This window comes from Streptomyces sp. APSN-46.1 (assembly GCF_022815725.1).
Lineage (GTDB): Bacteria > Actinomycetota > Actinomycetes > Streptomycetales > Streptomycetaceae > Streptomyces.
In genome coordinates, this window is the sequence record NZ_JALGRF010000012.1 from 160,831 (window position 1) to 183,054 (window position 22,224).

Here is a 22,224-nt window from a genome sequence, read left to right on the forward strand (position 1 = left end):
CACGGAACCGACCAGCACACAGGGGAGAAGCAACGCCATGCGCCACGAGCTGAAGATCGACGACCGCACGCTGTCCTACCTGGATTTCGGCGGCACCGGCCGCCCGCTGCTCGCCCTGCACGGCGGCATGTCCGAGGGCGGCGCCTTCACCGGCCTGGCCGCCCGCCTCGGCGACGCCTGGCGGGTCATCGCCCCCGACCAGCGCGGCCACGGCGACTCCGACCGGGCCGCCGACTACGGCCGCGAGGGCTACGTATCCGACGCCGTCGCCCTGCTGGACCACCTCGGCCTGGTCGCCCCCGTCGCCGTCCTCGGGTACTCCCTCGGCGGGCTCAACGCCGTGCACCTGGCCGCCGCCCACCCCGACCGGGTCTCCGCGCTCATCGACGTGGACGCCACCGTTGAGGTCGCCCCCGCGGACGCGGCGTTCGGCTTCCTGCGCGGCCTCCCGTACACCGGAGCGACCCCCGACGCGCTCATCGCCGACGTCGGCCCGGTCGCCGCCCAGTTCGTCGCCCAGGCGCTGCGCCCGCTGCCCGGCGGGGGATGGCGGCTGCCGTTCCACCCGCAGGACATGCTCGACTCCATCAGCGCGTGCCGCGGCGACCACTGGGACGCCTGGCTCGCGAGCGACTGCCCCGCGCTGCTGATCCACGGCACCCGGAGCAAGGCCCTCACCCAGGAGGTGGCCGACGCGATGGTGGCCCGGCGGCCCGGGACCTCGTACACCGCGCTCGAAGGGGACCACTTCGTGCCCTTCACCGACCCCGAGGGGTTCGACAAGGCCGTCGCGGAGTTCCTGACCGGCCTGTGACACGGGGAAACGCCGAAGGGGCGGCGGGCCGCAGGGCCCACCGCCCCTTCGGGCGCGCTGTACGCGGGTGTTACTTGACGACCGTGATCCGGTCCGCCGCCGGCGGGGCGATCGGGTTCGCCGCCGAGGACTTCGCCAGGTAGGCGTTGAAGGCCTCCAGGTCGGGGATGCCGACCAGCTTGTTCTTGTGGTCCTTCAGGACGGTGAAGCCGTCACCGCCGCCCGCGAGGAACTCGTTCATCGCGACCCGGTAGGTCTTGGCCGGGTCGATCGCCGCGCCGTTCAGCTTCACCGAGTCCACCACGATGCGGTCCGCGCCCGTCTTCGTCATGTCCAGGGTGTACGTGAAGCCCTTCGAAACCTGCAAGATCTTCGGGGCGGCGCCGTTGACCGGGCCGCTGACCTGCTGCTGGAGCGCGGTGATCAGCTGCGCGCCGGTGAGGTCCACGATGTTCATCAGGTTGTTGAACGGCTGGACCGTGTAGGACTCGCCGTACGTGACGACGCCGTCGCCCTCGTCGGCCGCGGCCTTGTAGGCCAGGTCGGCGCGGATGCCGCCCGGGTTCATGACGGCCAGCTGCGCGCCGCCCTTGTCGGCCGGGGCCGTCGCCTCCAGCTGTGCGTCGGCGATCAGGTCGCCGAGCGGCTTCTCGGGCGACTCGGAGCCGCGGCCCGCGATGTCCGCCGAGATGTAGCCCATCGGACGGTTGGCGACCGGGGCGGCCAGCGCCTTCCAGCGGGTGATCAGCTCGGTCATGTCCGGGGCCTTGGGCAGGTCCCGGCCGACGAGCTTGTTGACCGGCTTCGGCGCGGCGGCCGCCGTGCGGACGATGTCCTTGGTCTTGCGGTCGTACGTCAGCGTGGTGTCCGTGAACAGACGGCCGTACGAGGCGGCCGAGGTCACCATGCGCGGGTTGCCCGCCGGGTCCGGGATGGTGCAGGCGTACGCCTGGTGCGTGTGGCCGGTGACCAGCGCGTCGACCTTCGGGTCCACGTTCTTGGCGATGTCCACGATCGCGCCCGAGATGCCGGCGCCGGCGCCCGGGGCGTCGCAGTCGTAGTTGTAGGCGCCGTTCGCGGGCAGGCCGCCCTCGTGGATCAGCGCGACGATCGACTTGACGCCCTGCTTGTTCAGCTCGGCGGCGTACTTGTTGATCGTCTCGACCTCGTCGCCGAACTTCAGGCCCTTGACGCCCTCGGCGGTGACGACGTCCGGAGTGCCCTCCAGGGTGACGCCGATGAAGCCGATCTTCACGTCCCCCTTCTTCCAGATGAAGGTGGGGTTCATCATCGGACGCTTGGTCTTCTCGTCCGTGACGTTCGCCGCGAGGTACTTGAACTCGGAGCCGGTGAACTCCTTGCCGTCCTCGAAGCAGCCCTCGGTCGGGTGGCAGCCGCCGTACGCCATGCGGCGCAGCTCGGCCTTGCCCTCGTCGAACTCGTGGTTGCCGACGCTGGTGACGTCCAGCTTTAGCTTGTTGAGCGCCTCGACGGTCGGCTCGTCGTGGAAGATGCCGGACAGCATCGGGCTGCCGCCGATCATGTCACCGGCCGCGGCCGTGACGGAGTACTCGTGGCCCTTGCGGGCCTCGCGCAGGCCGGTCGCGAGGTACTCGACGCCGCCCGCGGGTATGGCCTTGGTGGTGCCGTCCGCCTGCCGTTCGGTCACGGTGCCCGAGGAGCCCTGCGGGGGCTCCAGGGTGCCGTGGAAGTCGTTGAACGACAGCAATTGCACATCGACGGTCCGGCTCTTGGCGGCACCGCCACCACTCGCGGCCCCGGCCGGCAGTGCGGCGGCGACCAACGCCCCGGCCCCGGCCGTGACGGCGAGGGCGGTGAGGGTCAACCGGCGGTTTCGGCGGTGCCGTTGTGGCGTCGCTGACATTTGGTCCCCTTATGTGACAGCGGTAAAACGTGTTGGGAGGTCCGCCGCAGCCTATGGTCAACGCGCGTAGCACGACAGGGGGGTACGGGTATCGAGCTGGTCACACGGAGAAGACGCAACGCCACGAAAGGGACACCCGGCCGCGCCGACCGGCCCGGACAACGCCCGGGGCCCGGGGACAACACCACCGCGCGCCCGTCACGGTCGTAGGCTCGTGGCATGACTGACGCAGCAGCGCCCCCCGAGCCGGGACGGCAGATCGTGGCCCTCGACGAACTGACGGAGGAACAGGCCGACTCCGTCCTCGCCCTCATCGAGGACGCGGCCCGTACGGACGGCACCACCGCCGTGTCCGAACAGGGCCGGCTCCAGCTGCGCGGCGGACCGCGCCAGGGGATCCGGCACTTCCTGCTCACCGACGGCGGCCGGCTCGCCGGATACGGGCAACTGGAGGACACCGACCCGGTGGAGGCCCCGGCCGCCGAGCTCGTCGTCCACCCGGCGCTGCGCGGGCGCGGCCACGGCCGGGCGCTCGGGCAGGCCCTGTTGAATGCCTCCGGCAAGCGGATCCGGGTGTGGGCGCACGGCGGCAAGTCCGCCGCCCGCCACCTCGCCCAGGTCCTCGGCCTGACCCTCTTCCGCGAGCTGCGCCAGCTGCGCCGCCCGCTCGGCCCGCAGGCGCCGCCGCTGCCCGAGGCGGTGCTCCCGCCCGGGGTGACGGTCCGTACCTTCTCGCCCGGCGTCGACGACGCCGCCTGGCTCGCCGCCAACGCGGCCGCCTTCGCCCACCACCCCGAGCAGGGCACGCTGACGCAGCGCGACCTCGACGACCGTCTCGCGCAGCCGTGGTTCGACCCGAAGGGCTTCTTCCTCGCCGAGCGCGCCGGGAAGCTCGTCGGCTTCCACTGGACGAAGATCCACGCCGCGGAGCGGCTCGGCGAGGTCTACGTGCTGGGCGTGGTCCCCGGCGCCCAGGGCGGCGGCCTCGGCAAGGCACTCACCGCGATCGGCCTGCGCCACCTCGCCGCGGCGGGCCTGCCCACGGCCATGCTGTACGTGGACGCCGACAACCCGGCGGCGCTCGCGGTCTACGAGGGGCTCGGCTTCAGCACCCACGAGGTGGACCTGATGTACCGCACCGAGAGCTGATCGCGGCCCGGTCCCCCGCCCCGCCTGACCCACCCGCCGTGCGCGGGGCGGGGCGGGGCGGGGGCGCGGGGGGACCCTTTCGGGCGTATGCGGGAGCGTGGAACCCGCGCACGCCCTCATTTCGTGCACCACCCGGACCCTGGAAGCCACACACCATTAACCGGGCATTAAGACGCGCTTGCGAGTCTCCGTCCATGTACCCCCGGCTCCGGCTCACAGCCGACCCTTCCGACGCGCCCGTCCTTCCGCGCGCGCGGAACAATGGAGTCATGAGCCACAAGTCCAGCGCCGGTCCCACCGAGGTCCCCGCCCAGCTCCCGTCTCACACGTCGGCCGCGACGCCCGCGCCGCCGGCCTCCGCAGGTGCGCGCATCGGCTCCCTCGCCGCGCACCGGCCCCAGGTCGGCTTCAACGCCGAGCTCGCCCCCGACCTCGACTCCGATCCGGACGCCTACGAGGACGGCGAGGGCGCCGAGCTGCCCCCCGGGCGGTTCCTGGACCGGGAGCGCAGCTGGCTCGCGTTCAACGAGCGGGTGCTGGAACTCGCCGAGGACCCGGCGACCCCGCTGCTGGAGCGCGCCAACTTCCTGGCGATCTTCGCGAGCAACCTCGACGAGTTCTTCATGGTCCGCGTGGCCGGCCTCAAGCGGCGCATCGCGACCGGCGTGGCCACCCGCTCCGCCTCGGGCCTCCAGCCCCGCGAGGTACTGGACCTGATCTGGACGCGTTCGCGCGAGCTCATGGCCCGGCACGCCGCCTGCTACCAGCAGGACATCGCCCCGCAGCTCGCCGAGGAGGGCATCCACCTCATCCGGTGGCCCGACCTCACCGAGAAGGAGCAGGCCCGCCTCTTCACGCTGTTCCGGAACCAGATCTTCCCGGTGCTGACCCCGCTGGCCGTGGACCCCGCGCACCCCTTCCCGTACATCTCGGGGCTGTCGCTGAACCTGGCCGTCGTCGTACGCAACCCCGTGAGCGGCCACCGCCACTTCGCCCGGGTCAAGGTCCCGCCGCTCCTGTCGCGCTTCCTGGAGGCCTCGCCGCAGCGCTACGTCCCGCTGGAGGACGTCATCGCCGCGCACCTGGAGGAGCTCTTCCCCGGCATGGAGGTGCTCGCGCACCACATGTTCCGGGTCACGCGCAACGAGGACCTGGAGGTCGAGGAGGACGACGCCGAGAACCTGCTCCAGGCCCTGGAGAAGGAGCTCATGCGGCGCCGCTTCGGCCCGCCCGTGCGCCTGGAGGTCGAGGAGTCCATCGACCCCGGCGTCCTGGACCTGCTGGTGCAGGAGCTGAACGTGTCCGCCGCCGAGGTGTACCCGCTGCCCGGGCCGCTGGACCTGACGGCCCTCTTCCGCATCGCCTCGCTGGACCGGCCCGAGCTGAAGTACCCGAAGTTCGTCGCCGGCACGCACCGGGACCTCGCCGAGGTCGAGTCGGCGCACGCCCCCGACATCTTCGCCGCCCTGCGCGAGCGCGACGTCCTGCTGCACCACCCGTACGACTCCTTCTCCACCTCGGTGCAGGCCTTCCTGGAGCAGGCCGCCGCCGACCCGGACGTCCTGGCGATCAAGCAGACGCTGTACCGGACCTCCGGCGACTCCCCGATAGTCGACGCCCTGATCGACGCCGCCGAGTCCGGCAAGCAGGTCCTCGTACTCGTCGAGATCAAGGCCCGCTTCGACGAGCAGGCCAACATCAAGTGGGCGCGCAAGCTGGAGGAGTCCGGCTGCCACGTCGTCTACGGCCTGGTCGGCCTGAAGACCCACTGCAAGCTGTCGCTCGTCGTCCGCCAGGAGGGCGACCAGCTGCGCCGCTACGCGCACGTGGGCACCGGCAACTACCACCCCAAGACCGCCCGGCTCTACGAGGACCTCGGCCTGCTCACCGCCGATCCGCAGGTCGGCGCGGACCTCTCCGACCTCTTCAACCGGCTGTCCGGCTATTCGCGCCGCGAGACCTACCGCCGGCTGATGGTGGCACCCCGCTCGCTGCGCGACGGGCTGATCGCGCGGATCGACAAGGAGGCCGACCACCACCGGGCCGGCCGCCCCGCGTCCGTGCGCCTGAAGATGAACTCGATCGTCGACGAGGCCCTCATCGACTCCCTGTACCGCGCCTCCCAGGCGGGAGTCCCGGTCGACATCTGGGTCCGCGGCATCTGTGCCGTGCGCCCCGGCGTCCCCGGGCTGTCGGAGAACATCAGGGTCCGCTCGATCCTCGGCCGCTTCCTGGAGCACTCCCGGGTCTTCGCCTTCGGCAACGGCGGCGAACCCGAGGTGTGGATCGGCAGCGCCGACATGATGCACCGCAACCTCGACCGCCGCATCGAGGCACTGGTCAGGGTCGCCGACCCGGCCCACCGCGCGGCACTGGACCGACTGCTGGAGACGGGCATGTCCGACGCCACCACCTCCTGGCACCTCGGGCCGGACGGCGAGTGGACCCGGCACAGCACGGACGCCGACGGCCAGCCGCTGCGGCACGTACAGGAGATGCTCATAGACGCCCGGAGGCGCCGGCGTGGCTCAGCCAAACCATGACCTGATGGCGGGTACCGCCGGTACCGCGGGTGACGCGCTCGGCGCGTACCTGCGGGCCCAGGCCACCGCGTTCCTGCGCGCGATGCGCCTACACGACGAGAGGGCGGCGAACGGGGCCGACACGGCGGGGGAGAACGAGGCGGCGCGCGGCCTGCGGGGGGCCGCGCGCCGTATCTCGGGCTCACTGGCCACCTTCCGGGTGGTCACCGAATCCGCGTGGGCCGACGCGCTGCGCACCGAGCTGGTGTGGCTGTCGTCCACGCTCGCCGACGAGCACGCGTACGCGGCCCGGCTGCAGCGCCTGATGGACGCGCTGCACCGGCTCTCGGGCTCGCCCGAGGTACCGGCTCCGCGCGGCACGGCGGGGGCTCTGGCGGTGGGCTCGGCGCGGGCGGGGGCGCTGCTGGAGCGCCAGCTGACCCTGGCCCGTACCCGCGCGCACTCGGCGACCCTCCAGGCGCTGGGCTCCTCCCGCTTCCACGCGGTGGCGGACGCGGTGGCGGTGCTGGCCTCGGAGGTCCCGCTGGACCCGGTCGCCGCGCGGGGCCGGGTGGGGGAGGTACTGATCCCCTTGGCGGCGGTGGCCGAATCCCGCCTGTCGGCGGCCGTCTCCGCGCTGCCGCTCCCCGCGGGCACCACCCCGTACTCCCCGCACGAGGACGGGGCCTGGCACGAGGTACGCCGGCTGCTGCGGGTCCACCGGTACGCCCGGGAGGCGCTGGGCGAGGACGTCACCCGGCTCGCGGCGGCGGGCGAGGCCCTGGACCACCACCGGGACGCGGCCGAGGCGGCCGCCGCCTCGGCGACGGCGGCCCGCACCCCCCGCATCGCCCCGGCCACGGCCTACGCCCTCGGCGTCCTGCACGCCGACCAACGCCACGAGGTCGAAGCCTCCCGCACAACCTTCCACACCCTCTGGCACCCCAATTCCAGCCTCGCCGGCGTTTGAGGCGTGGGGGTCCCCCCGGACGGAGTCTGGGGGAGGGTCTGGGGCGGAGCCCCAGGAAGCCGGGGGCAGCCCGGGGCCGCCAGCGCAGCCAGCGCCGCACCCCAGGCGGTCCGCCACGGTTCACCGTCCGTTCACCAACCGCCGCCGACGGCTTCACCTGCTCGGCCTAATTTCGACAGTGCACGGTGCGAGCCGCGACCGAAACACCGCGACCCACACCCCACAACCCGTAGTCCTCTTCGCACGCCGCCCCGATACAGAAAGCGGCCGGCGGCTTCTGGAAGGAACACCCGAACAGTGAAGCTTCAGCGCAAGAACCGGCTCCGCGCCTCCGCCCTCGGTGCTCTCGTCGTGTCCAGCGCCCTGGTCCTCACGGCGTGCGGCTCGGACGACAACACCAAGACCGGTGCCAACGGCACGGCGAAGGCCTCGGCGCCCGCCGCGGGCGACGTCAAGTGCGACGACGCCAAGGGCCAGCTGCTGGCCGCCGGCTCGACGGCGCAGAAGAACGCGATGGACCTGTGGGTCAAGGGCTTCCAGGCCGCCTGCCCGGGCGTGGAGATCAACTACCAGGCCATCGGCTCCGGTGGCGGTATCACCAAGTTCAACCAGGGCCAGGTCGCCTTCGCCGGCACCGACTCCGCGCTCAAGGAGAACGAGGTCGCCGACTCGCAGAAGATCTGCACCGGCGGCCAGGGCATCAACCTCCCGATGGTCGGCGGCCCCGTCGCCATCGGCTACAACCTGAGCGGCGTCGACAACCTGGTCCTGGACGCTCCCACGCTGGCCAAGATCTTCGACTCGAAGATCACCAAGTGGGACGACGAGGCCATCAAGAAGCTGAACCCGGGCGTCACGCTTCCCGCCACCGCCATCCAGGCCTTCCACCGCTCGGACGAGTCCGGCACCACCCAGAACCTGGGCAAGTACCTGAGCGAGGCCGCCCCGGCCGAGTGGACGTACGACCCGAAGGCGAAGTCCTGGCCCGCCGCCGGCGGCCAGGCCGCCAACGGCTCCTCCTCCGTCGCCTCCAACGTCAAGAGCACCGAAGGCGCCATCGGCTACTTCGAGCTCTCGTACGCGAAGTCCGGCAACATCAAGGCCGTGAGCCTGAACACGGGCGCCGCCGCCCCGGTCGCGGCCACCAGCGAGAACGCCTCCAAGGCGATCGCCGCCGCCAAGATCAAGGGCACCGGCAACGACCTGGCGCTCAGCCTCGACTACAAGACCAAGGCCGAGGGCGCCTACCCGCTCGTCCTGGTGACGTACGAGGTCGTCTGCGACAAGGGCAACAAGGCCGCGACCCTGCCGACCCTGAAGGCCTTCCTCAACTACGCCATCAGCGACGCGGGCCAGAAGGTCCTCACCGACGCCCACTACGCGCCCATCCCGGCCGAGATCACGGCCAAGGTCCGCGCGATCGTCCCCACCCTCTCCTGACCCACCGCGGCCGGCCCCGCAACCGCAGGGCCGGCCGCCATCCGGTGCACCGCCGCCTGGAGCGCAAGCTCCGCAGACCGGAGAAACCCATGGACATGGCTGACATAGCTACACAACCCGCACAGTCGAACCTGCCACCGTCGACACCCCGCGCCTCCGGCGCGCGACGCGGCACAGGCCGTGCAGGCGACCGGATCTTCCTTGGCCTGTCCAAGGGATCCGGCATCACCCTGCTCGTGATCATGGCCGCCATCGCGGCCTTCCTCACCTATCGGACGGTGCTCGCGCTCTCCGAGAACGAGGGGAACTTCCTCACCACCTCCGAGTGGAACCCGGCCGGCAACCCGCCGGTCTTCGGCATCGCCGTCCTCGCCTTCGGCACGATCGTCAGCTCGGTCATCGCGATGGCCATCGCCGTCCCGGTCGCCATCGGCATCGCGCTGTTCATCTCGCACTACGCCCCGCGCAAGCTCGCGGGGCCGCTCGGCTACGTCGTGGACCTGCTGGCCGCCGTACCGAGCATCATCTACGGCCTCTGGGGCGCGGTCTTCCTGGTCCCGTACCTGGGCGGCCTGAACAAGTGGCTCGACCAGTTCCTGGGCTGGACGTACATCTTCGAGCGGACCTCCGAAGGCGTGGCCCGCAACATCTTCACCGTCGGCATCCTGCTGGCCATCATGGTCCTGCCGATCATCACGAACGTCACGCGCGAGGTCTTCCTCCAGGCGCCCAAGGCGCACGAAGAGGCCGCTCTGGCCCTCGGCGCCACGCGCTGGGAAGTCATCCGCATCGCGGTCCTGCCCTTCGGCCGCTCCGGAATCATCAGCGCCTCCATGCTCGGCCTCGGCCGCGCACTGGGCGAGACGATGGCCGTCGCCGTCGTCCTCTCCCCGAGCTTCCTGATCTCCGGCCACCTGCTGGACCCGGGCGGCGGAACGTTCGCCCAGAACATCGCCGCGAAGTTCAACGAGGCGGACGAATTCGGCCGTGACGCGCTCATCGCCTCCGGCCTCGTCCTCTTCCTCATCACCCTGCTGGTCAACGGCGCCGCCCGCCTCATCATCGCGCGCCGCAAGGAGTACTCGGGGGCCAACGCATGAGCCAGCTCGTACAGGAGCGGCGGCCCGCCCCCGCCCTCGACCCGACCTCCCTGGCCCACGCCCGGCTGCCCCGCTGGGCACCGGCCGCCATCGCCGTCGGCTCGGTCGCCGTGGCCACGGGCCTCGGCCTGGCCGCCGGCTGGCACAGCAAGATCCAGTGGGGCATGATCGCCGCGCTGCTCTTCGTGACCGCCAACTACGCGATCACCAGCAAGGTCGAAGGCCGCCGCCAGGCGAAGGACCGCGTCGCCACCAGCGTCGTCTGGGTCTGCTTCGCCCTGGCCATCGTGCCGCTGGCGTCGCTGGCCTGGATCACGATCAGCAAGGGCGTCAAGGTCCTCGACCCGTACTTCCTGACCCACTCGATGAGCGGCCTGCTCGACGTCGAAGCCGGTGGCGGTATCTACCACGCCCTGCTCGGCACCCTGGAGCAGGTGGGCATAGCGACACTGATCGCCGCGCCGATCGGCATGTTCACGGCGGTCTACCTGGTCGAGTACGGCCGCGGGAAGCTCGCCAAGGCGGTCACCTTCTTCGTCGACGTCATGACCGGCATCCCCTCGATCGTCGCGGGCCTGTTCGTCCTCGCCACCTGGACTCTGATGCTGGGCTTCGGGCCCTCCGGATTCGCGGGTGCGATGGCCCTGGCGATCCTGATGATGCCCGTCGTCGTCCGCTCCACCGAGGAGATGCTCAAGCTCGTCCCGAACGAACTCCGCGAGGCGTCCCTCGCCCTCGGAGTCCCGAAGTGGCGCACCATCCTGAAGGTGGTCATCCCCACGGCCATCGGCGGCATCACCACCGGCGTGATGCTCGCCGTCGCCCGCATCACGGGTGAGACCGCCCCGGTGCTGCTGCTCGTCTTCGGTACGAAGCTGATCAATCCGAACCCCTTCGAAGGCGCCCAGTCGTCGCTCCCGCTCTACGTGTACGAGCAGTACTCCGTAGGCACCGACGCCTCGATGGACCGGGCATGGGCCGCAGCGCTCGTCCTGATCGCCTTCGTCATGATCCTCAACCTGGTGGCCCGCGGCATCGCCCGCTGGAAGGCCCCGAAGACCGGTCGCTGACGCGACGTGTATGAAAGCGAAGTGACCCCTCATGGCTAAGCGAATCGACGTCAGCGGACTCTCGGCCTTCTACGGCACCCACAAGGCCATCGACGACATCTCGATGACCGTGGAACCCCGCTCCGTGACCGCCTTCATCGGCCCGTCCGGCTGCGGCAAGTCCACCTTCCTGCGCACCCTCAACCGCATGCACGAGGTCACCCCCGGCGGCCGCGTCGAGGGCAAGGTCCTGCTGGACGACGAGAACCTGTACGGCCCCGGCGTGGACCCGGTCGCGGTCCGCCGCACGGTCGGCATGGTCTTCCAGCGCCCGAACCCCTTCCCCACCATGTCGATCTTCGACAACGTGGCGGCGGGCCTGCGCCTGAACGGCAACTTCAAGAAGTCCGAGCTCGGGGACATCGTCGAGAAGTCCCTCAAGGGCGCCAACCTCTGGAACGAGGTCAAGGACCGCCTGAACAAGCCCGGCTCCGGCCTCTCCGGCGGCCAGCAGCAGCGACTGTGCATCGCCCGCGCCATCGCGGTCGAGCCGCAGGTGCTGCTCATGGACGAGCCCTGCTCGGCCCTGGACCCGATCTCCACCCTCGCCATCGAGGACCTGATCGGCGAGCTCAAGGAGCGCTTCACGATCGTCATCGTGACGCACAACATGCAGCAGGCGGCCCGCGTCTCGGACCGCACCGCCTTCTTCAACCTCTCGGCCGTCGGCCAGCCCGGCAAGCTCATCGAGCTCGACGACACGGAGCGGATCTTCGCCAACCCGTCCGTCCAGGCGACCGAGGACTACATCTCGGGCCGCTTCGGCTAAACCCGGACCCCTGGATGTACTGAGACGTCCTGCGGTGCTGCATGGCGGTGCCACCGCACGGCGAAAGGGCCGGCTCCCCCTGGGTGGGGGGAGCCGGCCCGCTTTCGTTTCCCGCGTCCGGTGGTCTTCGTCCGACTACATCCGACTACGTCCTACTATCCGACTACGTCCGACTAGACGAGGGCCAGGTCCACGATCCAGAAGCTGAGCGCGGCGACCAGGGCCGCGGCCGGCATGGTGATGAACCAGCCCAGGATGATGTTCTTGGCGACGCCCCAGCGGACCGCGTTCACCCGCTTCGTCGCGCCCACACCCATGATCGCCGAGGTGATGACGTGGGTGGTGGAGATCGGCGCCTGGTACAGGTAGGACGCGGTGTACATGATCGACGCGCCCGTCGTCTCGGCGGCGAAGCCCTGCGGCGGGTCGAGCTCGATGATCTTGCGGCCGAGGGTGCGCATGATGCGCCAGCCACCCGCGTACGTACCCAGCGAGAGCATCACCGCGCACGCGATCTTGACCCATACCGGGATCGGCGCGTCGGAGCTCTGGACATCGGCGATGACCAGGGCCATCACCACGATGCCCATGGTCTTCTGGGCGTCCTGGAGGCCGTGGCCGAGGGCCATGGCGGCCGCGGACACGGTCTGGGCCATCCGGAAGCCGCGCTTGGCCTTGTGCGGGTTGGACCTGCGGAAGATCCACATGATCGCGACCATCACCAGATAGCCCACGAACAGCCCGACGAGGGGCGAGACGAACATCGGGATGACGACCTTGTCGAGCACCCCCGACCAGATGACGCCGATCCCGCCCGCCAGCGCCGCTCCCACCATGCCCCCGAAGAGCGCGTGCGAGGAGGACGAGGGCAGACCGAAGTACCAGGTGATCAGGTTCCAGACGATCGCACCGACCAGCGCGGAGAAGAGGATCCACATCCCCCGGTCGCCGGACGGCGTCTCGATGAGCCCCTTGCTGACCGTCTTGGCCACGCCGCTGCCCAGGAAGGCGCCGGCGAGGTTCATCACGGCGGCCATCGCGAGCGCGACCCGCGGCGTCAGCGCCCGCGTCGAGACGGAGGTCGCGATCGCGTTCGCGGAGTCGTGAAAACCATTCGTATACGTAAAGCCGAGCGCGACACCGATGGTCACGATCAGGGCGAAGGTGTCCACGAGGTTCAGGACTCCTTGACCGCGATGGTCTCCACCGTGTTCGCGACGTGCTCGAACGCGTCGGCGGCCTCTTCGAGCACATCGACGATCTGCTTGAGCTTCAGCACCTCGATGGCGTCGTACTTGCCGTTGAAGAGCTGGGCGAGCAGCTTGCGGTGGATCTGGTCGGCCTGGTTCTCAAGGCGGTTGACCTCGATCCAGTACTCGGTCAGGTTGTCCATGGTCCGCAGGTGCGGCATGGCTTCGGCGGTCAGCTCGGCCGCGCGCGCCAGCACCTCGATCTGCTGCTCGACGCCCTTGGGGAGCTCCTCCACGTTGTAGAGGACGACCAGGTCGACCGCCTCCTCCATGAAGTCCATGATGTCGTCGAGCGACGAGGCGAGCTTGTAGATGTCCTCGCGGTCGAACGGCGTGATGAAGGAGGAGTTCAGCTGGTGGAAGATCGCGTGGGTCGCGTCGTCTCCCGCGTGCTCCGCCGCCCGCATCCGCTCCGCGATCTCGGCCCGGGCGGAGGAATCCGCCCCGAGCAGTTCCATCAGGAGCTTGGAGCCCGTGACGATGTTGTCCGCGGATGCGGCGAACATGTCGTAGAAGCTCGTCTCCCTGGGGGTCAGACGAAATCGCACGTGAGGTCCTCGGGGTGCATTGGATTCGGTCAGGCTGATGCTAGGCGCATCACCCGGCGAGGGCTAACCGGCGGTTCCCCAGTGTCCTCCATCAGGCACAGTGGGCGGCACGGCCCCCTGCCCGTTCGACGGGGGCCCAGTATCCTCATACCCATGAGGGGTATAGATCCCTCATTCCGGACCACGGGAGGACTCACTCATGACCACCATCGAGGCGGGGGGCTCCGGAGCCGAGACTTCGGGGGCGGCGGTGCACGGGTACCACCACCAGAAGGACGAGCACCTCAAGCGGCTGCGGCGGATCGAGGGCCAGATCCGCGGACTGCAGCGGCTCGTCGACGAGGACGTCTACTGCATCGACATACTCACGCAGGTCTCGGCGAGCACGAAGGCGCTCCAGTCCTTCGCGCTCCAGCTGCTGGAGGAGCACCTGCGCCACTGCGTGGCCGACGCGGCGGTCAAGGGCGGCGGAGAGATCGACGCCAAGGTCGAGGAAGCCACAAAGGCAATCGCCCGCCTGCTACGCACCTGAGCCAACCCAGCCCGGCCGGCAATCCAGCCCCGCCGGCGTTTGAGGCGCGGGGTCCGGGGCGGAGCCCCGATTCCAGCCCCGCCGGCGCTTGAGGCGATCCAGCCTCGCCGGCGTTTGAGGCGCGGGGTCCGGGGCGGAGCCCCAGGAGCCCGGGCGCAGCCCGGGGCCGCTCGCGCGGCGGCGCCGCACCTTTCAACCCCGCAAAACCATCAGCACCTCGTCGATGCGGTCCTGACTGAGCCGCTCCTCATCCGCCGTGGAGGCCGCGATGATCAGCTCACCGCACAGCTCGATCTCGGCGAGGGCCACGAAGTCCTGCACCGTCGTACCGCCTGCGGGAGTCACGCGTGTCACCTCTTTCTGCCGCCCTCGGTCGTCGGCGCGCTCGGCTTCAGCGTAGGGAGGGCGGGTCGCTGCGCGCATGACACGGATGGACCATTTCCGGATACCGGGCCATGACCCGATCGCACTGGTCTAGACCCTTCGCGGCGACTACTCGGCGATCTTCCCGGCGTAAATGTCCCCGCTTGGGGGCAATACGACGGTCACCGGAGCCCCGAACTCGTAGAGCAGCGTCGTCGAGGAGACATCGATCACGCCATTGTTCTCGTAGGTGAACCGGTGCCGGACCTTCCGCAGCCGGCCCTCCTCGTCGAGGTACGCGTCGAACGGCACGGTGTCCTTGCTGAACCCTTTCGCCGCCGCCTCCAGTGCCCCCCTGACGTCCGGTGAGGCGCTGCGCGCGGCCCGCCCGATGTCGGTGGTGCCCCGGTAGTGCCGCACCTTGGTACCCGCCACCTCGGTCTCGCCCACGTACGTCACCTCCTGCGCGCCGCGCAGCAGCTCGGCCGCGGCGAGGGGGTCGGTGGCCCCGCCCGTCACCAGGTTTCCGTCCCCGAGGGTCGTGGTGTCGACGCGGACCCACTTGTCGTCGGGAACGCCCGCGCCGCGGTTCTTCATGTAGAGGGCGCCGGGCACCAGGAGCTCGGTGATGGGCCGGTGCTCGTCCTTGCCCGCCGCGTCGGCCGGGAGCATCACCAGGAGCTGGCCCATCCGGTTCTTGAAGTCCACGCCGCCCTCGCCGCGGATCGTGACGCGGGTGCCTCCGGTGGCCATCTCCATCGCGGTACGGGCCCGCGCGCTGCCGGTCCGCTCCAGCGTGTCGGCGGCTCCGCGGACCGCCGCCACCGGGTCCGGTGGGGGCCGGTCGTCGCTGCTCGCGCCGGCGGCCGCGCCGCCGCCGCACCCGCTGATCGCGGCCATGGCCACGGCCACGCCGACCGCGAGCACCGCCCCACCCGCACGCCCTCGCCGCCGCCTGTGCTGGTGCACCACCATCGCCTGCCAACCCCCAACGCATGACCGCTGTTTGCCCGAGGCCCCCACCCGCTCCGGTTAACGAGGTCCGGGGTTTCCCGTCACGGGCCGCGGCCGCGCCGGGAGCGGCCGGTCCCCGGTACCGTGGTGGCGTGGATCCGCAATCGAAGGCGCCGCCCAGCCCTCCGCTTGGCTCGCTGCCCCTCCCGCGCACCCCCGCGGAGCCGGCGCAGCCGCCCACCGGTCACAGCACGAGCACCACCGAGCGCGGGTCGTTCTGCCTGGCCGTCTGCAGCTGCGGCTGGACCGGCCCGGCCCGCCGCTCCCGCGACCTCGCCCGCAAGGACGCCACCCGGCACACCCCGAACCAGGAGTAGACCCGCACCCCAGCACCGCCCCTGGCCCGGCCCCAGCACCTCCCCGGCAGGGGCACGCGCAACCGGACCCGGGCTCAACCGGCCACGCGCTCAGCGCGGGCCCGGGCTCCCGCGATCAGGTCGCCCGTTCGGACGGCCCGGCTGGCCGGCCCGTCCGGGAGCGGATGCCCTTGAGTCATGCCAGGACCCGCGCCCCGCCTCGCCGCCCTCCTCTGGGCCCTGCTCATCGCCTTGACCCCCGCGGCCGCGGCCACGGCACGGCCCGTGGGCTCGGCGGACGGCCCGGCCGACGTGGCCCTGGCCGTCGGGCTCACCACCGCCGCGTCCGTCGCCACCGGGCTGTGGCTGCGCTCCCGCTACAGACGCGATGAGGCCGACGGAGGCCCGGGCACCGAGAGCGGCGAGCCGTGAGCCCCCGCCCCCGACCGGCGGCGATCCGCCTCTGCTTCGGGGCGGCGGGGCTGTGCCTGCTGGCGGCCGTACTGCTCTCCCTATGGGAGTCCTACGCGCACACGTAACGGCGGCGTGCGCTCAGGGCTCAGGCCGCCAGGTCGCTCTCCCGCGTGAGCCCCGGCGGCGGGGTCTGCGCCAGCCCGACCGGGCGGGCCAGTACGCGGTCCTTCGCCCGCACCAGCCGCCCGACCCGCGGGGAGCGGGCCACCGCCCGTACCACCGGGGTCAGCAGCGCCATCGCGAGCGGCGCCAGCAGCAGGACGACGGCGGTGCCGAGCGCGAGACCGCCGATGACGTCGGTCGGGTAGTGCACGCCCATGTACACGCGGCAGGCGCCCTCCAGCAGCGCCAGCCCGATCCCGATGAAGCCAAGCTTCCGGTTCGCGATGAACAGGCCCACGCCGAGCGCCATGGCGAGGGTGGCGTGGTCGCTGACGAAGGAGAAGTCGCTCTTGCCGAGGCCGGGTTCGAGGACCTCCAGCCCGGCGTGCTGCCGGAACGGCCGCGGCCGCCCGACGAGCTCCCGCAGCGGGATGTTCACGAGCAGGGCGATCCCGGCGGCGAGCGGGGCCCAGACCAGCGCCGCGAACGTTTCGACGGCCGTGGCCTCGTCCTGCCGGCGGGCGCCGCGCCAGCACCACAGCACGAGCAGCACCAGGGCGAGCAGGATCCCGTACTCACCGATGAGGCCGACGGCCCGGTCGAGCCCGCTCGGGGCATGCCGGGCCAGCCCGTTGATCTCGTACAGCAGGCTTACGTCCACGTTCGGCCCACCGGTCGTGAGTCCAGCCATGGCTTGCGGCCCCTTGCCCTTGCCTAGGTCCCCTGCGAGCGCACCCCGGTGTGCGCCCCTTCGCCCCCAGTTGATCAACCCCCGCGCCCATGGAACGCCCGTTCTGAACGAAGGGTTCCACTCTCCACGGAATGATCACTGCAACGTTATCGAAGAGTGACTCATCGTCGCAGCTCAAGGCCTCTGCCTAACGGAGAGTCACGAGGTCTTTCCGGCCGCCGCCTTCGGGCTCGGCAGGGCCTGCGCCCCGTCCTTGGTCACCCGGGTCGCACCGAAGTAGTCAGGCGTGTCGATCTTGTCGAAGCGGATCACCGCGCCGGTGTACGGGGCGTTGATCATGTACCCGCCGCCCACGTAGAGGCCGACGTGATGGATCTCCCGCGAGTTCGCCAGATCGTAGGAGAAGAACACCAGATCACCGGGGAGCAGTTCGGCCCGCGAGGGGTGAGCCCCCGCGTTGTACTGGTCGTTGGCGACGCGCGGCAACTCGATGCCCACCGTCTCGTACGCGGCCTTCGTGAGCCCCGAGCAGTCGAAGCGGCCGTCCTGGTCGGCCGTTCCGTTGCCGCCCCACAGGTACGGGGTGCCGAGCTGCTTCTGCGCGAAGTAGATGGCCCCGGCGGCCTGCTGGGACGGCGCGACCCGGCCGACCGGCCGCGCGAAGCTCTGGGCCAGGGTCGTGATCGTCTTCACGTACCCCTGGGTCTCCTTGTACGGCGGCACCCCGCCATATTTGATGACCGCGTACGCCCCCGCGTTGTAAGCCGCGAGCATGTTCTTCGTCGCGTCGCCCGGCACCCGGGCCACGTCCTTGGCCAGTTCGCAGTCGTACGAAGCCGCCGAGGGGATCGCGTCGTTGGGATCCCAGATGTCCCGGTCGCCGTCGCCGTCACCGTCGATGCCGTGACCCGCCCAGGTGCCCGGGATGAACTGCGCGATACCGCGCGCGTCCGCCGGGCTGACGGCCGTCGGGTTCCAGCCGCTCTCCGAGTACAGCTGGGCGGCCAGCAGCGGCGGGCTGATCGCCGGGCACAGGGCGCCCCACTTCTGCACCAGCGCCTGGTACTTCCCCGGTACGGCCCCCTTCACGAGCCCGACCGCCGGGCCGCCGGCCCTGGCTCCCACCAGTCCCGCCGCAGCCGAGTAGGTACCGACAACGAGCAGTACGAGGAAGCTCAGGCACAGCCCGACTCCGATCCCGCCTGCCATCCAGAATCTGCGCACCCGTCAACCCTCCCCCATGCCCGCAGCTTTCGGCTGCGAAATGTCCGTGTCGTCGCTTTCGCTACGCCAGTCGGCAGTACGCCTCGTCCACACCCCCGCAGCAGCCATCCTCGGCGCCGGAGAACACCGCCGTCCAGACCCCCTCGGGCGCACGGGGGGTGAACAGGCGCAACCCCGGCGCCGGCCCGGCGCTATCCGGGCGCTGTCCCGGGACTATCTCCGGGCCACGAAAAGACTCTGCGCGCTCCGTCCGATCGGGCCCTTCTCGTCGTGCAGCCGGGCGTCGGCGAGGCCGATACCGGCCGCGTCCACACTCGTACGGGCCTCCACGCACGCCCATTCTCCGACGGGATGGCGGTGCAGATGCACCGTCAGGTCCGAGTTGATGAAGACGAACCGGCCGAAGTCCATGACCGAACTGATGCCGTTGCCCGAATCGGCCGCGATCAGCACCCGGTCCAGGGGCTTGACGTCCTCCCCCGCGATGAGCGGGACCTTCATCCGCATCCAGCAGGTGCCCGGGCCCAGTTCCACGAACGCACCCTCGGTGAAGCGGGTCTCCATGGCCGAGTGGTAGCCGGTCTCCCACGGCACCGGGAAGAACGGCGTCACCTCCACCTCCCCGGGCGGCGGCAGCAGCGGCCCCGCGGCCGCGGCCGGCACCGCCTCCGGCGCCACCCGGATCCGCAGGGCGCGCGCGAGCATCACCGGCGCGGCCCCGGGCGGCGCCAGGGCCGCCTCGACCACCTCCGTACTACGGCCCGCCCGCAGCACGCTGGTGGTGACCTCCAGCGGCCCGATCGGCACCGGGCGCAGGATCTCGTACGTGATCCGGGCGATCCGCATGTCCTCGCGGGCCCCGTCCCGGTCCTCGACGGCCCGCCCGAGCAGCGCGGCCGGCGGCCCGGCATGCTGCGAGCCCGGGTCCCACGGCCCGCGGGTGTAGGCGGTGGCCAGGAACCGGCCCGCTCCGACCCGCTCGAAGAACCCCTCGGCGGCACTCTCGACGGCACCCTCGGCAAGACTCTCGGCAACACTCTCGCCGGCATTCCCGGCAGCGGCAGCAGCACCCATGCCCGGCACGCTACCGACAGGTAACCCGCGCCGCCAGGACTTCCGGCAACCTCAACGGGCGAAGCCCAGCCCGACCCCCAGCCCCACCAGCACCGAGCCGATGGCCCGGTTCAGGGCCTTCTGCGCCTTCAGCATCCGGTCGCGCAGCCGGGAGTTCGAGAAGAACAGCGCCACCGCGCCGAACCAGGCCAGATGCGCCGCCGCCATGAACAGCCCGTAGCCCGCCTGCTGCCACACCGGGGTCTCGGCGTTGACCACCTGGGTGAACGTGGACACCACGAACAGCGTGGTCTTCGGGTTGAGCACGTTGGTGAGGAACCCGGACCGCAGCGCCCCCAGCCGGGTCAGCCGCGGCTTCGACTCCAGATCCACGGTCAGTTCGGCCCGCGCCCGGAACGTGCGGATGCCGATCCACACCAGGTACGCGGCGCCCGCCAGCTTGATCGCCGTGAACAGCGCGGTCGAGGAGGCGATCAGCAGACCGACCCCGAGCATCGTGTACGAGACGTGCACCAGCACGCCGGCGGCGACCCCCGCCGCCGCGAACAGGCCCGTAGGACGTCCGTACAGGTAGCTGTTGCGGACCACCATGGCGAAATCGGCGCCCGGGCTGATCACGGCGAGGAGGGTGATGACGGCGACTGCGATCACTTCTGTCATGCACGGATGCTCGCCCCTCACCCCGCCGCCGATCAAGCGCATTCGGAATACGGGCACTTGACGCCCGGACACCGGAGACCAGATACCCGAACGCGCGGACGCCCGGGCACTCGGATACTTGCGGCATGCCCCTCCCCACCCTCCTACGCCCCTTCCGCCCCGCCGACGACGCCGCGCTCCTGCTCGACTGGATCACCGGCCCCACCGAACTCATCACCTGGGCGGGGCCCTCCTTCACCTGGCCGCTCGACCACGCCCAGCTCGCCGCCTACGCCGCCGAACCCGGCCGGCACACCTTCACGGCCGTAACCGCTGTGACGGCCGTGACCGCCGTGGAACGCCCCGTGGGCCACATCTCCCTGCGCCGCCACACCGACGCCCCGGGCGCCCGCCTCGGCCGGGTCCTCATCGCCCCCGAGGCCCGCGGCCAGGGCCTCGGCGAGCAGCTGCTCACCCTGGCGATCGAGCGCGGCTTCGGCGAGCTGGGCCTGCCCGAGATCGATCTCGGCGTCTACGCCCACAACACCCCGGCCGTCCGCCTCTACGAGAAGCTCGGATTCCGCACGGAGCAGGTCCTCCGGGACGTCGAGCTGGTCGACGGCGTCCGGTGGAGCGCCCTCCAGATGCGCCTGGTCTCCCCGCACCAGGGACAATGAGGAGGTGTCCTCCGCCACCACCCCCGCCCTACAGGCAGACTGCGCGAACTGCTTCGCGCTGTGCTGCGTCGCCCTCCCCTTCGCCAAGTCCCACGACTTCGCCGTGAACAAGGCCGCCGGAACCCCCTGCAAGAACCTCCAGCAAGACTTCCGCTGCGGCATCCACACCCGGCTGCGCGACAAGGGCTTCCCCGGCTGCACCGTCTTCGACTGCTTCGGCGCGGGCCAGCAGGTCTCCCAGGTCACCTTCGGCGGCCGGGACTGGCGCGGCGATCCGGAGACCTCCCGCCAGATGTTCGAGGTCTTCCCGGTCATGCGGCAGCTGCACGAGCTGCTCTTCTACATCACCGAGGCCCTCGCCCGCCCGGCGGCGGCCCCGCTCCACGCCGACCTCCGCGCGGCGCTGGCCAAGACCGCGGAAGCGACCCGGGCGGACGCGGACACCCTGGCCCCCTTCGACGTCGGCGCCCTCCGCCAGGAGATCAACACGCTGCTCCTCAAGACCAGCGAGCTCGTCCGCGCCACGTCCCCGGCCCGCAAGAAGAACCACCGCGGCGCCGACCTGATGGGCGCCCGCCTCTCCGGCGCGGACCTGCGCGGCGCCAACCTGCGCGGCGCCTACCTGATCGCCGCCGACCTCCGCCGCGCCGACCTCCGCACCGCCGACGTGATCGGCGCGGACCTGCGCGACGCCAACCTGCGCGGCGCGGACCTCCGCGACGCCCTCTTCCTCACCCAGCCCCAACTCAACGCCGCCCAGGGCGACCCCACCACCAAAATCCCCGCGTCCCTCGCCCGCCCCGCCCACTGGACCTGAGCCCACCACCGGCCGCACACCTGTGCGCCCCTCGCGCATCCACCCGCCCCCGGGTCCCGCGATGGTGTGCGCTCAGCCCGATACGGTGAGCCGTACGACTCCGCCCACCCCCAACGGGGCGGCGCACCACCCCGGCGGCACGCGCCCCCACTGCGCCGAACGGCGGCCCCTCACTCGGACCCTCGTACGCCGGGACGACAATTCATTGCCCGGCGTCACCCCCCGTGATACACAGAGTGACCATACGTTTCTTTCACATACACACCACCCCCGCCCAGGTCAGAGCACAGGGCGGGACGCGGGTAGGGAGATCGGCCAAAGAGAGCCGTCAAGTCGACATACGACGGCGATTTCATCAGCGAAGATAGTACGTACCCCATGCCGTCGGGCACGGGCAACCGGAACTACCCATACAGGGGCGGTGAGTTACATGATCCTGGCAGCCGAAAAGGGCGACATCACCACCATCATCGGCGGAATCGCCCCGAACTGGGGGCCGTTCGGCAGTCTCGGCAACGAAGCGAAGGTCATGATCGAGGTGGTCATGGCCGTCGCGATCCTCCTCTGCCTCGGCATCGCCATCTGGGGCGCGGCCAAGCAGCGCATCGGCGCGACCGCCCTGCGCGACACGTTCAGCGCGGAACAGGGCAAGGGCCTCATCGTGGCCGGCCTCACGGGCGTCTTCATCATCGGCTCCCTGGGCACCCTCTTCACCATCGTCTACGGAATGGCCGTCTAGCCGGGCCGCCCACCGGCTTCCGGACC

At 70.9% G+C, this 22,224-nt stretch carries 23 protein-coding genes; 14 read left to right on the forward strand and 9 right to left on the reverse strand.

The annotated features are described in order from the left end of the window. Positions 1-37: 37 nt before the first annotated feature. On the forward strand, positions 38-814 hold the full coding sequence (locus tag MTF65_RS25865) for an alpha/beta fold hydrolase (RefSeq protein ID WP_243631342.1): 777 nt from the start codon (positions 38-40) through the stop codon (positions 812-814). Between the two features lie 70 nt (positions 815-884). Here MTF65_RS25865 and MTF65_RS25870 read toward each other — a convergent pair whose 3' ends face one another. Beyond that, positions 885-2,699 carry a bifunctional UDP-sugar hydrolase/5'-nucleotidase gene (locus MTF65_RS25870; RefSeq protein ID WP_243631343.1) on the reverse strand — a complete coding sequence of 605 codons (1,815 nt, stop codon included), beginning with the start codon at positions 2,697-2,699 and terminating at the stop codon, positions 885-887. 219 nt (positions 2,700-2,918) lie between these two features. Here MTF65_RS25870 and mshD point away from each other — a divergent pair, with 219 nt between their 5' ends. From mshD to pstB, 7 genes are all read left to right on the forward strand, one after another. Next, positions 2,919-3,848 (forward strand): mycothiol synthase, encoded by a 930-nt coding sequence (mshD, locus tag MTF65_RS25875; RefSeq protein ID WP_243631345.1) that lies wholly within the window; start codon positions 2,919-2,921, stop codon positions 3,846-3,848. Between the two features lie 269 nt (positions 3,849-4,117). Further along, positions 4,118-6,391: an RNA degradosome polyphosphate kinase gene (locus MTF65_RS25880; protein ID WP_243631346.1), complete on the forward strand. Its 2,274-nt coding sequence runs from the start codon at positions 4,118-4,120 to the stop codon at positions 6,389-6,391. Positions 6,392-6,395: 4 nt separating this feature from the next. After that, on the forward strand, positions 6,396-7,340 hold the full coding sequence (locus tag MTF65_RS25885; RefSeq protein WP_243631347.1) for a CHAD domain-containing protein: 945 nt from the start codon (positions 6,396-6,398) through the stop codon (positions 7,338-7,340). A gap of 297 nt (positions 7,341-7,637) precedes the next feature. Next, positions 7,638-8,780 carry a phosphate ABC transporter substrate-binding protein PstS gene (gene pstS, locus MTF65_RS25890; protein WP_243631349.1) on the forward strand — a complete coding sequence of 381 codons (1,143 nt, stop codon included), beginning with the start codon at positions 7,638-7,640 and terminating at the stop codon, positions 8,778-8,780. A gap of 95 nt (positions 8,781-8,875) precedes the next feature. Continuing rightward, positions 8,876-9,880, forward strand: coding sequence for a phosphate ABC transporter permease subunit PstC (pstC, locus tag MTF65_RS25895; RefSeq protein ID WP_243631351.1), 1,005 nt, complete (start codon positions 8,876-8,878; stop codon positions 9,878-9,880). Then, positions 9,877-10,950, forward strand: coding sequence for a phosphate ABC transporter permease PstA (pstA, locus tag MTF65_RS25900; protein WP_243631353.1), 1,074 nt, complete (start codon positions 9,877-9,879; stop codon positions 10,948-10,950). Before pstC ends, pstA begins: the two co-directional genes overlap by 4 nt. 31 nt (positions 10,951-10,981) lie before the next feature. Beyond that, a complete protein-coding gene (gene pstB, locus MTF65_RS25905; protein WP_243631354.1) occupies positions 10,982-11,758 on the forward strand; it encodes a phosphate ABC transporter ATP-binding protein PstB in 777 nt (258 codons plus the stop codon). 173 nt (positions 11,759-11,931) lie between these two features. Here the strand turns inward: pstB and MTF65_RS25910 are convergent, their stop codons facing one another. Together MTF65_RS25910 and MTF65_RS25915 are read right to left on the reverse strand one after the other, a co-directional pair. Further along, positions 11,932-12,930 carry an inorganic phosphate transporter gene (locus tag MTF65_RS25910; protein ID WP_243631356.1) on the reverse strand — a complete coding sequence of 333 codons (999 nt, stop codon included), beginning with the start codon at positions 12,928-12,930 and terminating at the stop codon, positions 11,932-11,934. 5 nt (positions 12,931-12,935) lie between these two features. Continuing rightward, a complete protein-coding gene (locus MTF65_RS25915) occupies positions 12,936-13,556 on the reverse strand; it encodes a DUF47 domain-containing protein (RefSeq protein WP_243631357.1) in 621 nt (206 codons plus the stop codon). A 199-nt stretch (positions 13,557-13,755) separates the two neighbouring features. Here MTF65_RS25915 and MTF65_RS25920 point away from each other — a divergent pair, with 199 nt between their 5' ends. Then, the gene (locus MTF65_RS25920; protein WP_243631358.1) at positions 13,756-14,088 is read left to right on the forward strand and encodes a metal-sensitive transcriptional regulator; all 333 of its coding nucleotides are present in this window, start codon (positions 13,756-13,758) and stop codon (positions 14,086-14,088) included. A gap of 192 nt (positions 14,089-14,280) precedes the next feature. Here the strand turns inward: MTF65_RS25920 and MTF65_RS25925 are convergent, their stop codons facing one another. Then, entirely contained in the window at positions 14,281-14,433 is a 153-nt protein-coding gene (locus tag MTF65_RS25925; RefSeq protein ID WP_243631360.1) for a hypothetical protein, read from the reverse strand. Between the two features lie 147 nt (positions 14,434-14,580). Further along, entirely contained in the window at positions 14,581-15,426 is an 846-nt protein-coding gene (locus MTF65_RS25930; RefSeq protein WP_243631362.1) for a hypothetical protein, read from the reverse strand. A gap of 131 nt (positions 15,427-15,557) precedes the next feature. Between MTF65_RS25930 and MTF65_RS25935 the strand changes: the two genes are divergently transcribed. Next, positions 15,558-15,782: a hypothetical protein gene (locus MTF65_RS25935; RefSeq protein ID WP_374207299.1), complete on the forward strand. Its 225-nt coding sequence runs from the start codon at positions 15,558-15,560 to the stop codon at positions 15,780-15,782. A 177-nt stretch (positions 15,783-15,959) separates the two neighbouring features. Next, entirely contained in the window at positions 15,960-16,193 is a 234-nt protein-coding gene (locus MTF65_RS25940) for a hypothetical protein (protein WP_243631364.1), read from the forward strand. Positions 16,194-16,320: 127 nt separating this feature from the next. Here the strand turns inward: MTF65_RS25940 and MTF65_RS25945 are convergent, their stop codons facing one another. From MTF65_RS25945 to MTF65_RS25960, 4 genes are all read right to left on the reverse strand, one after another. After that, positions 16,321-17,028 carry a phosphatase PAP2 family protein gene (locus MTF65_RS25945; RefSeq protein ID WP_243631366.1) on the reverse strand — a complete coding sequence of 236 codons (708 nt, stop codon included), beginning with the start codon at positions 17,026-17,028 and terminating at the stop codon, positions 16,321-16,323. 198 nt (positions 17,029-17,226) lie between these two features. Beyond that, complete coding sequence (locus tag MTF65_RS25950; protein WP_243631392.1) at positions 17,227-18,237, reverse strand: bifunctional lytic transglycosylase/C40 family peptidase; 1,011 nt, start codon at positions 18,235-18,237, stop codon at positions 17,227-17,229. 228 nt (positions 18,238-18,465) lie between these two features. Continuing rightward, positions 18,466-19,326 (reverse strand): thioesterase family protein, encoded by an 861-nt coding sequence (locus MTF65_RS25955; RefSeq protein WP_243631368.1) that lies wholly within the window; start codon positions 19,324-19,326, stop codon positions 18,466-18,468. Positions 19,327-19,377: 51 nt separating this feature from the next. After that, positions 19,378-19,986 (reverse strand): LysE family translocator, encoded by a 609-nt coding sequence (locus MTF65_RS25960; RefSeq protein WP_243631369.1) that lies wholly within the window; start codon positions 19,984-19,986, stop codon positions 19,378-19,380. A 125-nt stretch (positions 19,987-20,111) separates the two neighbouring features. On the opposite strand from MTF65_RS25960, the gene MTF65_RS25965 reads away from it, so the two are divergent. From MTF65_RS25965 to MTF65_RS25975, 3 genes are all read left to right on the forward strand, one after another. Continuing rightward, positions 20,112-20,642, forward strand: a complete 531-nt coding sequence (locus MTF65_RS25965) for a GNAT family N-acetyltransferase (RefSeq protein WP_243631370.1) — start codon at positions 20,112-20,114, stop codon at positions 20,640-20,642. Positions 20,643-20,646: 4 nt separating this feature from the next. Next, complete coding sequence (locus MTF65_RS25970) at positions 20,647-21,459, forward strand: pentapeptide repeat-containing protein (RefSeq protein WP_243631371.1); 813 nt, start codon at positions 20,647-20,649, stop codon at positions 21,457-21,459. A gap of 430 nt (positions 21,460-21,889) precedes the next feature. Continuing rightward, a complete protein-coding gene (locus tag MTF65_RS25975) occupies positions 21,890-22,198 on the forward strand; it encodes a hypothetical protein (protein WP_008742356.1) in 309 nt (102 codons plus the stop codon). Positions 22,199-22,224 lie beyond the last annotated feature (26 nt).

Coding starts and splice junctions, on each gene's coding strand:
- MTF65_RS25865 (WP_243631342.1), top strand. CDS start 38: ATGCGCCACGAGCTGAAGATCGACGACCGCACGCTGTCCTACCTGGAT.
- MTF65_RS25870 (WP_243631343.1), bottom strand. CDS start 2,699: ATGTCAGCGACGCCACAACGGCACCGCCGAAACCGCCGGTTGACCCTC.
- mshD (WP_243631345.1), top strand. CDS start 2,919: ATGACTGACGCAGCAGCGCCCCCCGAGCCGGGACGGCAGATCGTGGCC.
- MTF65_RS25880 (WP_243631346.1), top strand. CDS start 4,118: ATGAGCCACAAGTCCAGCGCCGGTCCCACCGAGGTCCCCGCCCAGCTC.
- MTF65_RS25885 (WP_243631347.1), top strand. CDS start 6,396: ATGGCGGGTACCGCCGGTACCGCGGGTGACGCGCTCGGCGCGTACCTG.
- pstC (WP_243631351.1), top strand. CDS start 8,876: ATGGCTGACATAGCTACACAACCCGCACAGTCGAACCTGCCACCGTCG.
- pstA (WP_243631353.1), top strand. CDS start 9,877: ATGAGCCAGCTCGTACAGGAGCGGCGGCCCGCCCCCGCCCTCGACCCG.
- pstB (WP_243631354.1), top strand. CDS start 10,982: ATGGCTAAGCGAATCGACGTCAGCGGACTCTCGGCCTTCTACGGCACC.
- MTF65_RS25920 (WP_243631358.1), top strand. CDS start 13,756: ATGACCACCATCGAGGCGGGGGGCTCCGGAGCCGAGACTTCGGGGGCG.
- MTF65_RS25930 (WP_243631362.1), bottom strand. CDS start 15,426: ATGGTGGTGCACCAGCACAGGCGGCGGCGAGGGCGTGCGGGTGGGGCG.
- MTF65_RS25940 (WP_243631364.1), top strand. CDS start 15,960: ATGCCAGGACCCGCGCCCCGCCTCGCCGCCCTCCTCTGGGCCCTGCTC.
- MTF65_RS25945 (WP_243631366.1), bottom strand. CDS start 17,028: ATGGCTGGACTCACGACCGGTGGGCCGAACGTGGACGTAAGCCTGCTG.
- MTF65_RS25950 (WP_243631392.1), bottom strand. CDS start 18,237: ATGGCAGGCGGGATCGGAGTCGGGCTGTGCCTGAGCTTCCTCGTACTG.
- MTF65_RS25955 (WP_243631368.1), bottom strand. CDS start 19,326: ATGGGTGCTGCTGCCGCTGCCGGGAATGCCGGCGAGAGTGTTGCCGAG.
- MTF65_RS25960 (WP_243631369.1), bottom strand. CDS start 19,986: ATGACAGAAGTGATCGCAGTCGCCGTCATCACCCTCCTCGCCGTGATC.
- MTF65_RS25965 (WP_243631370.1), top strand. CDS start 20,112: ATGCCCCTCCCCACCCTCCTACGCCCCTTCCGCCCCGCCGACGACGCC.
- MTF65_RS25975 (WP_008742356.1), top strand. CDS start 21,890: ATGATCCTGGCAGCCGAAAAGGGCGACATCACCACCATCATCGGCGGA.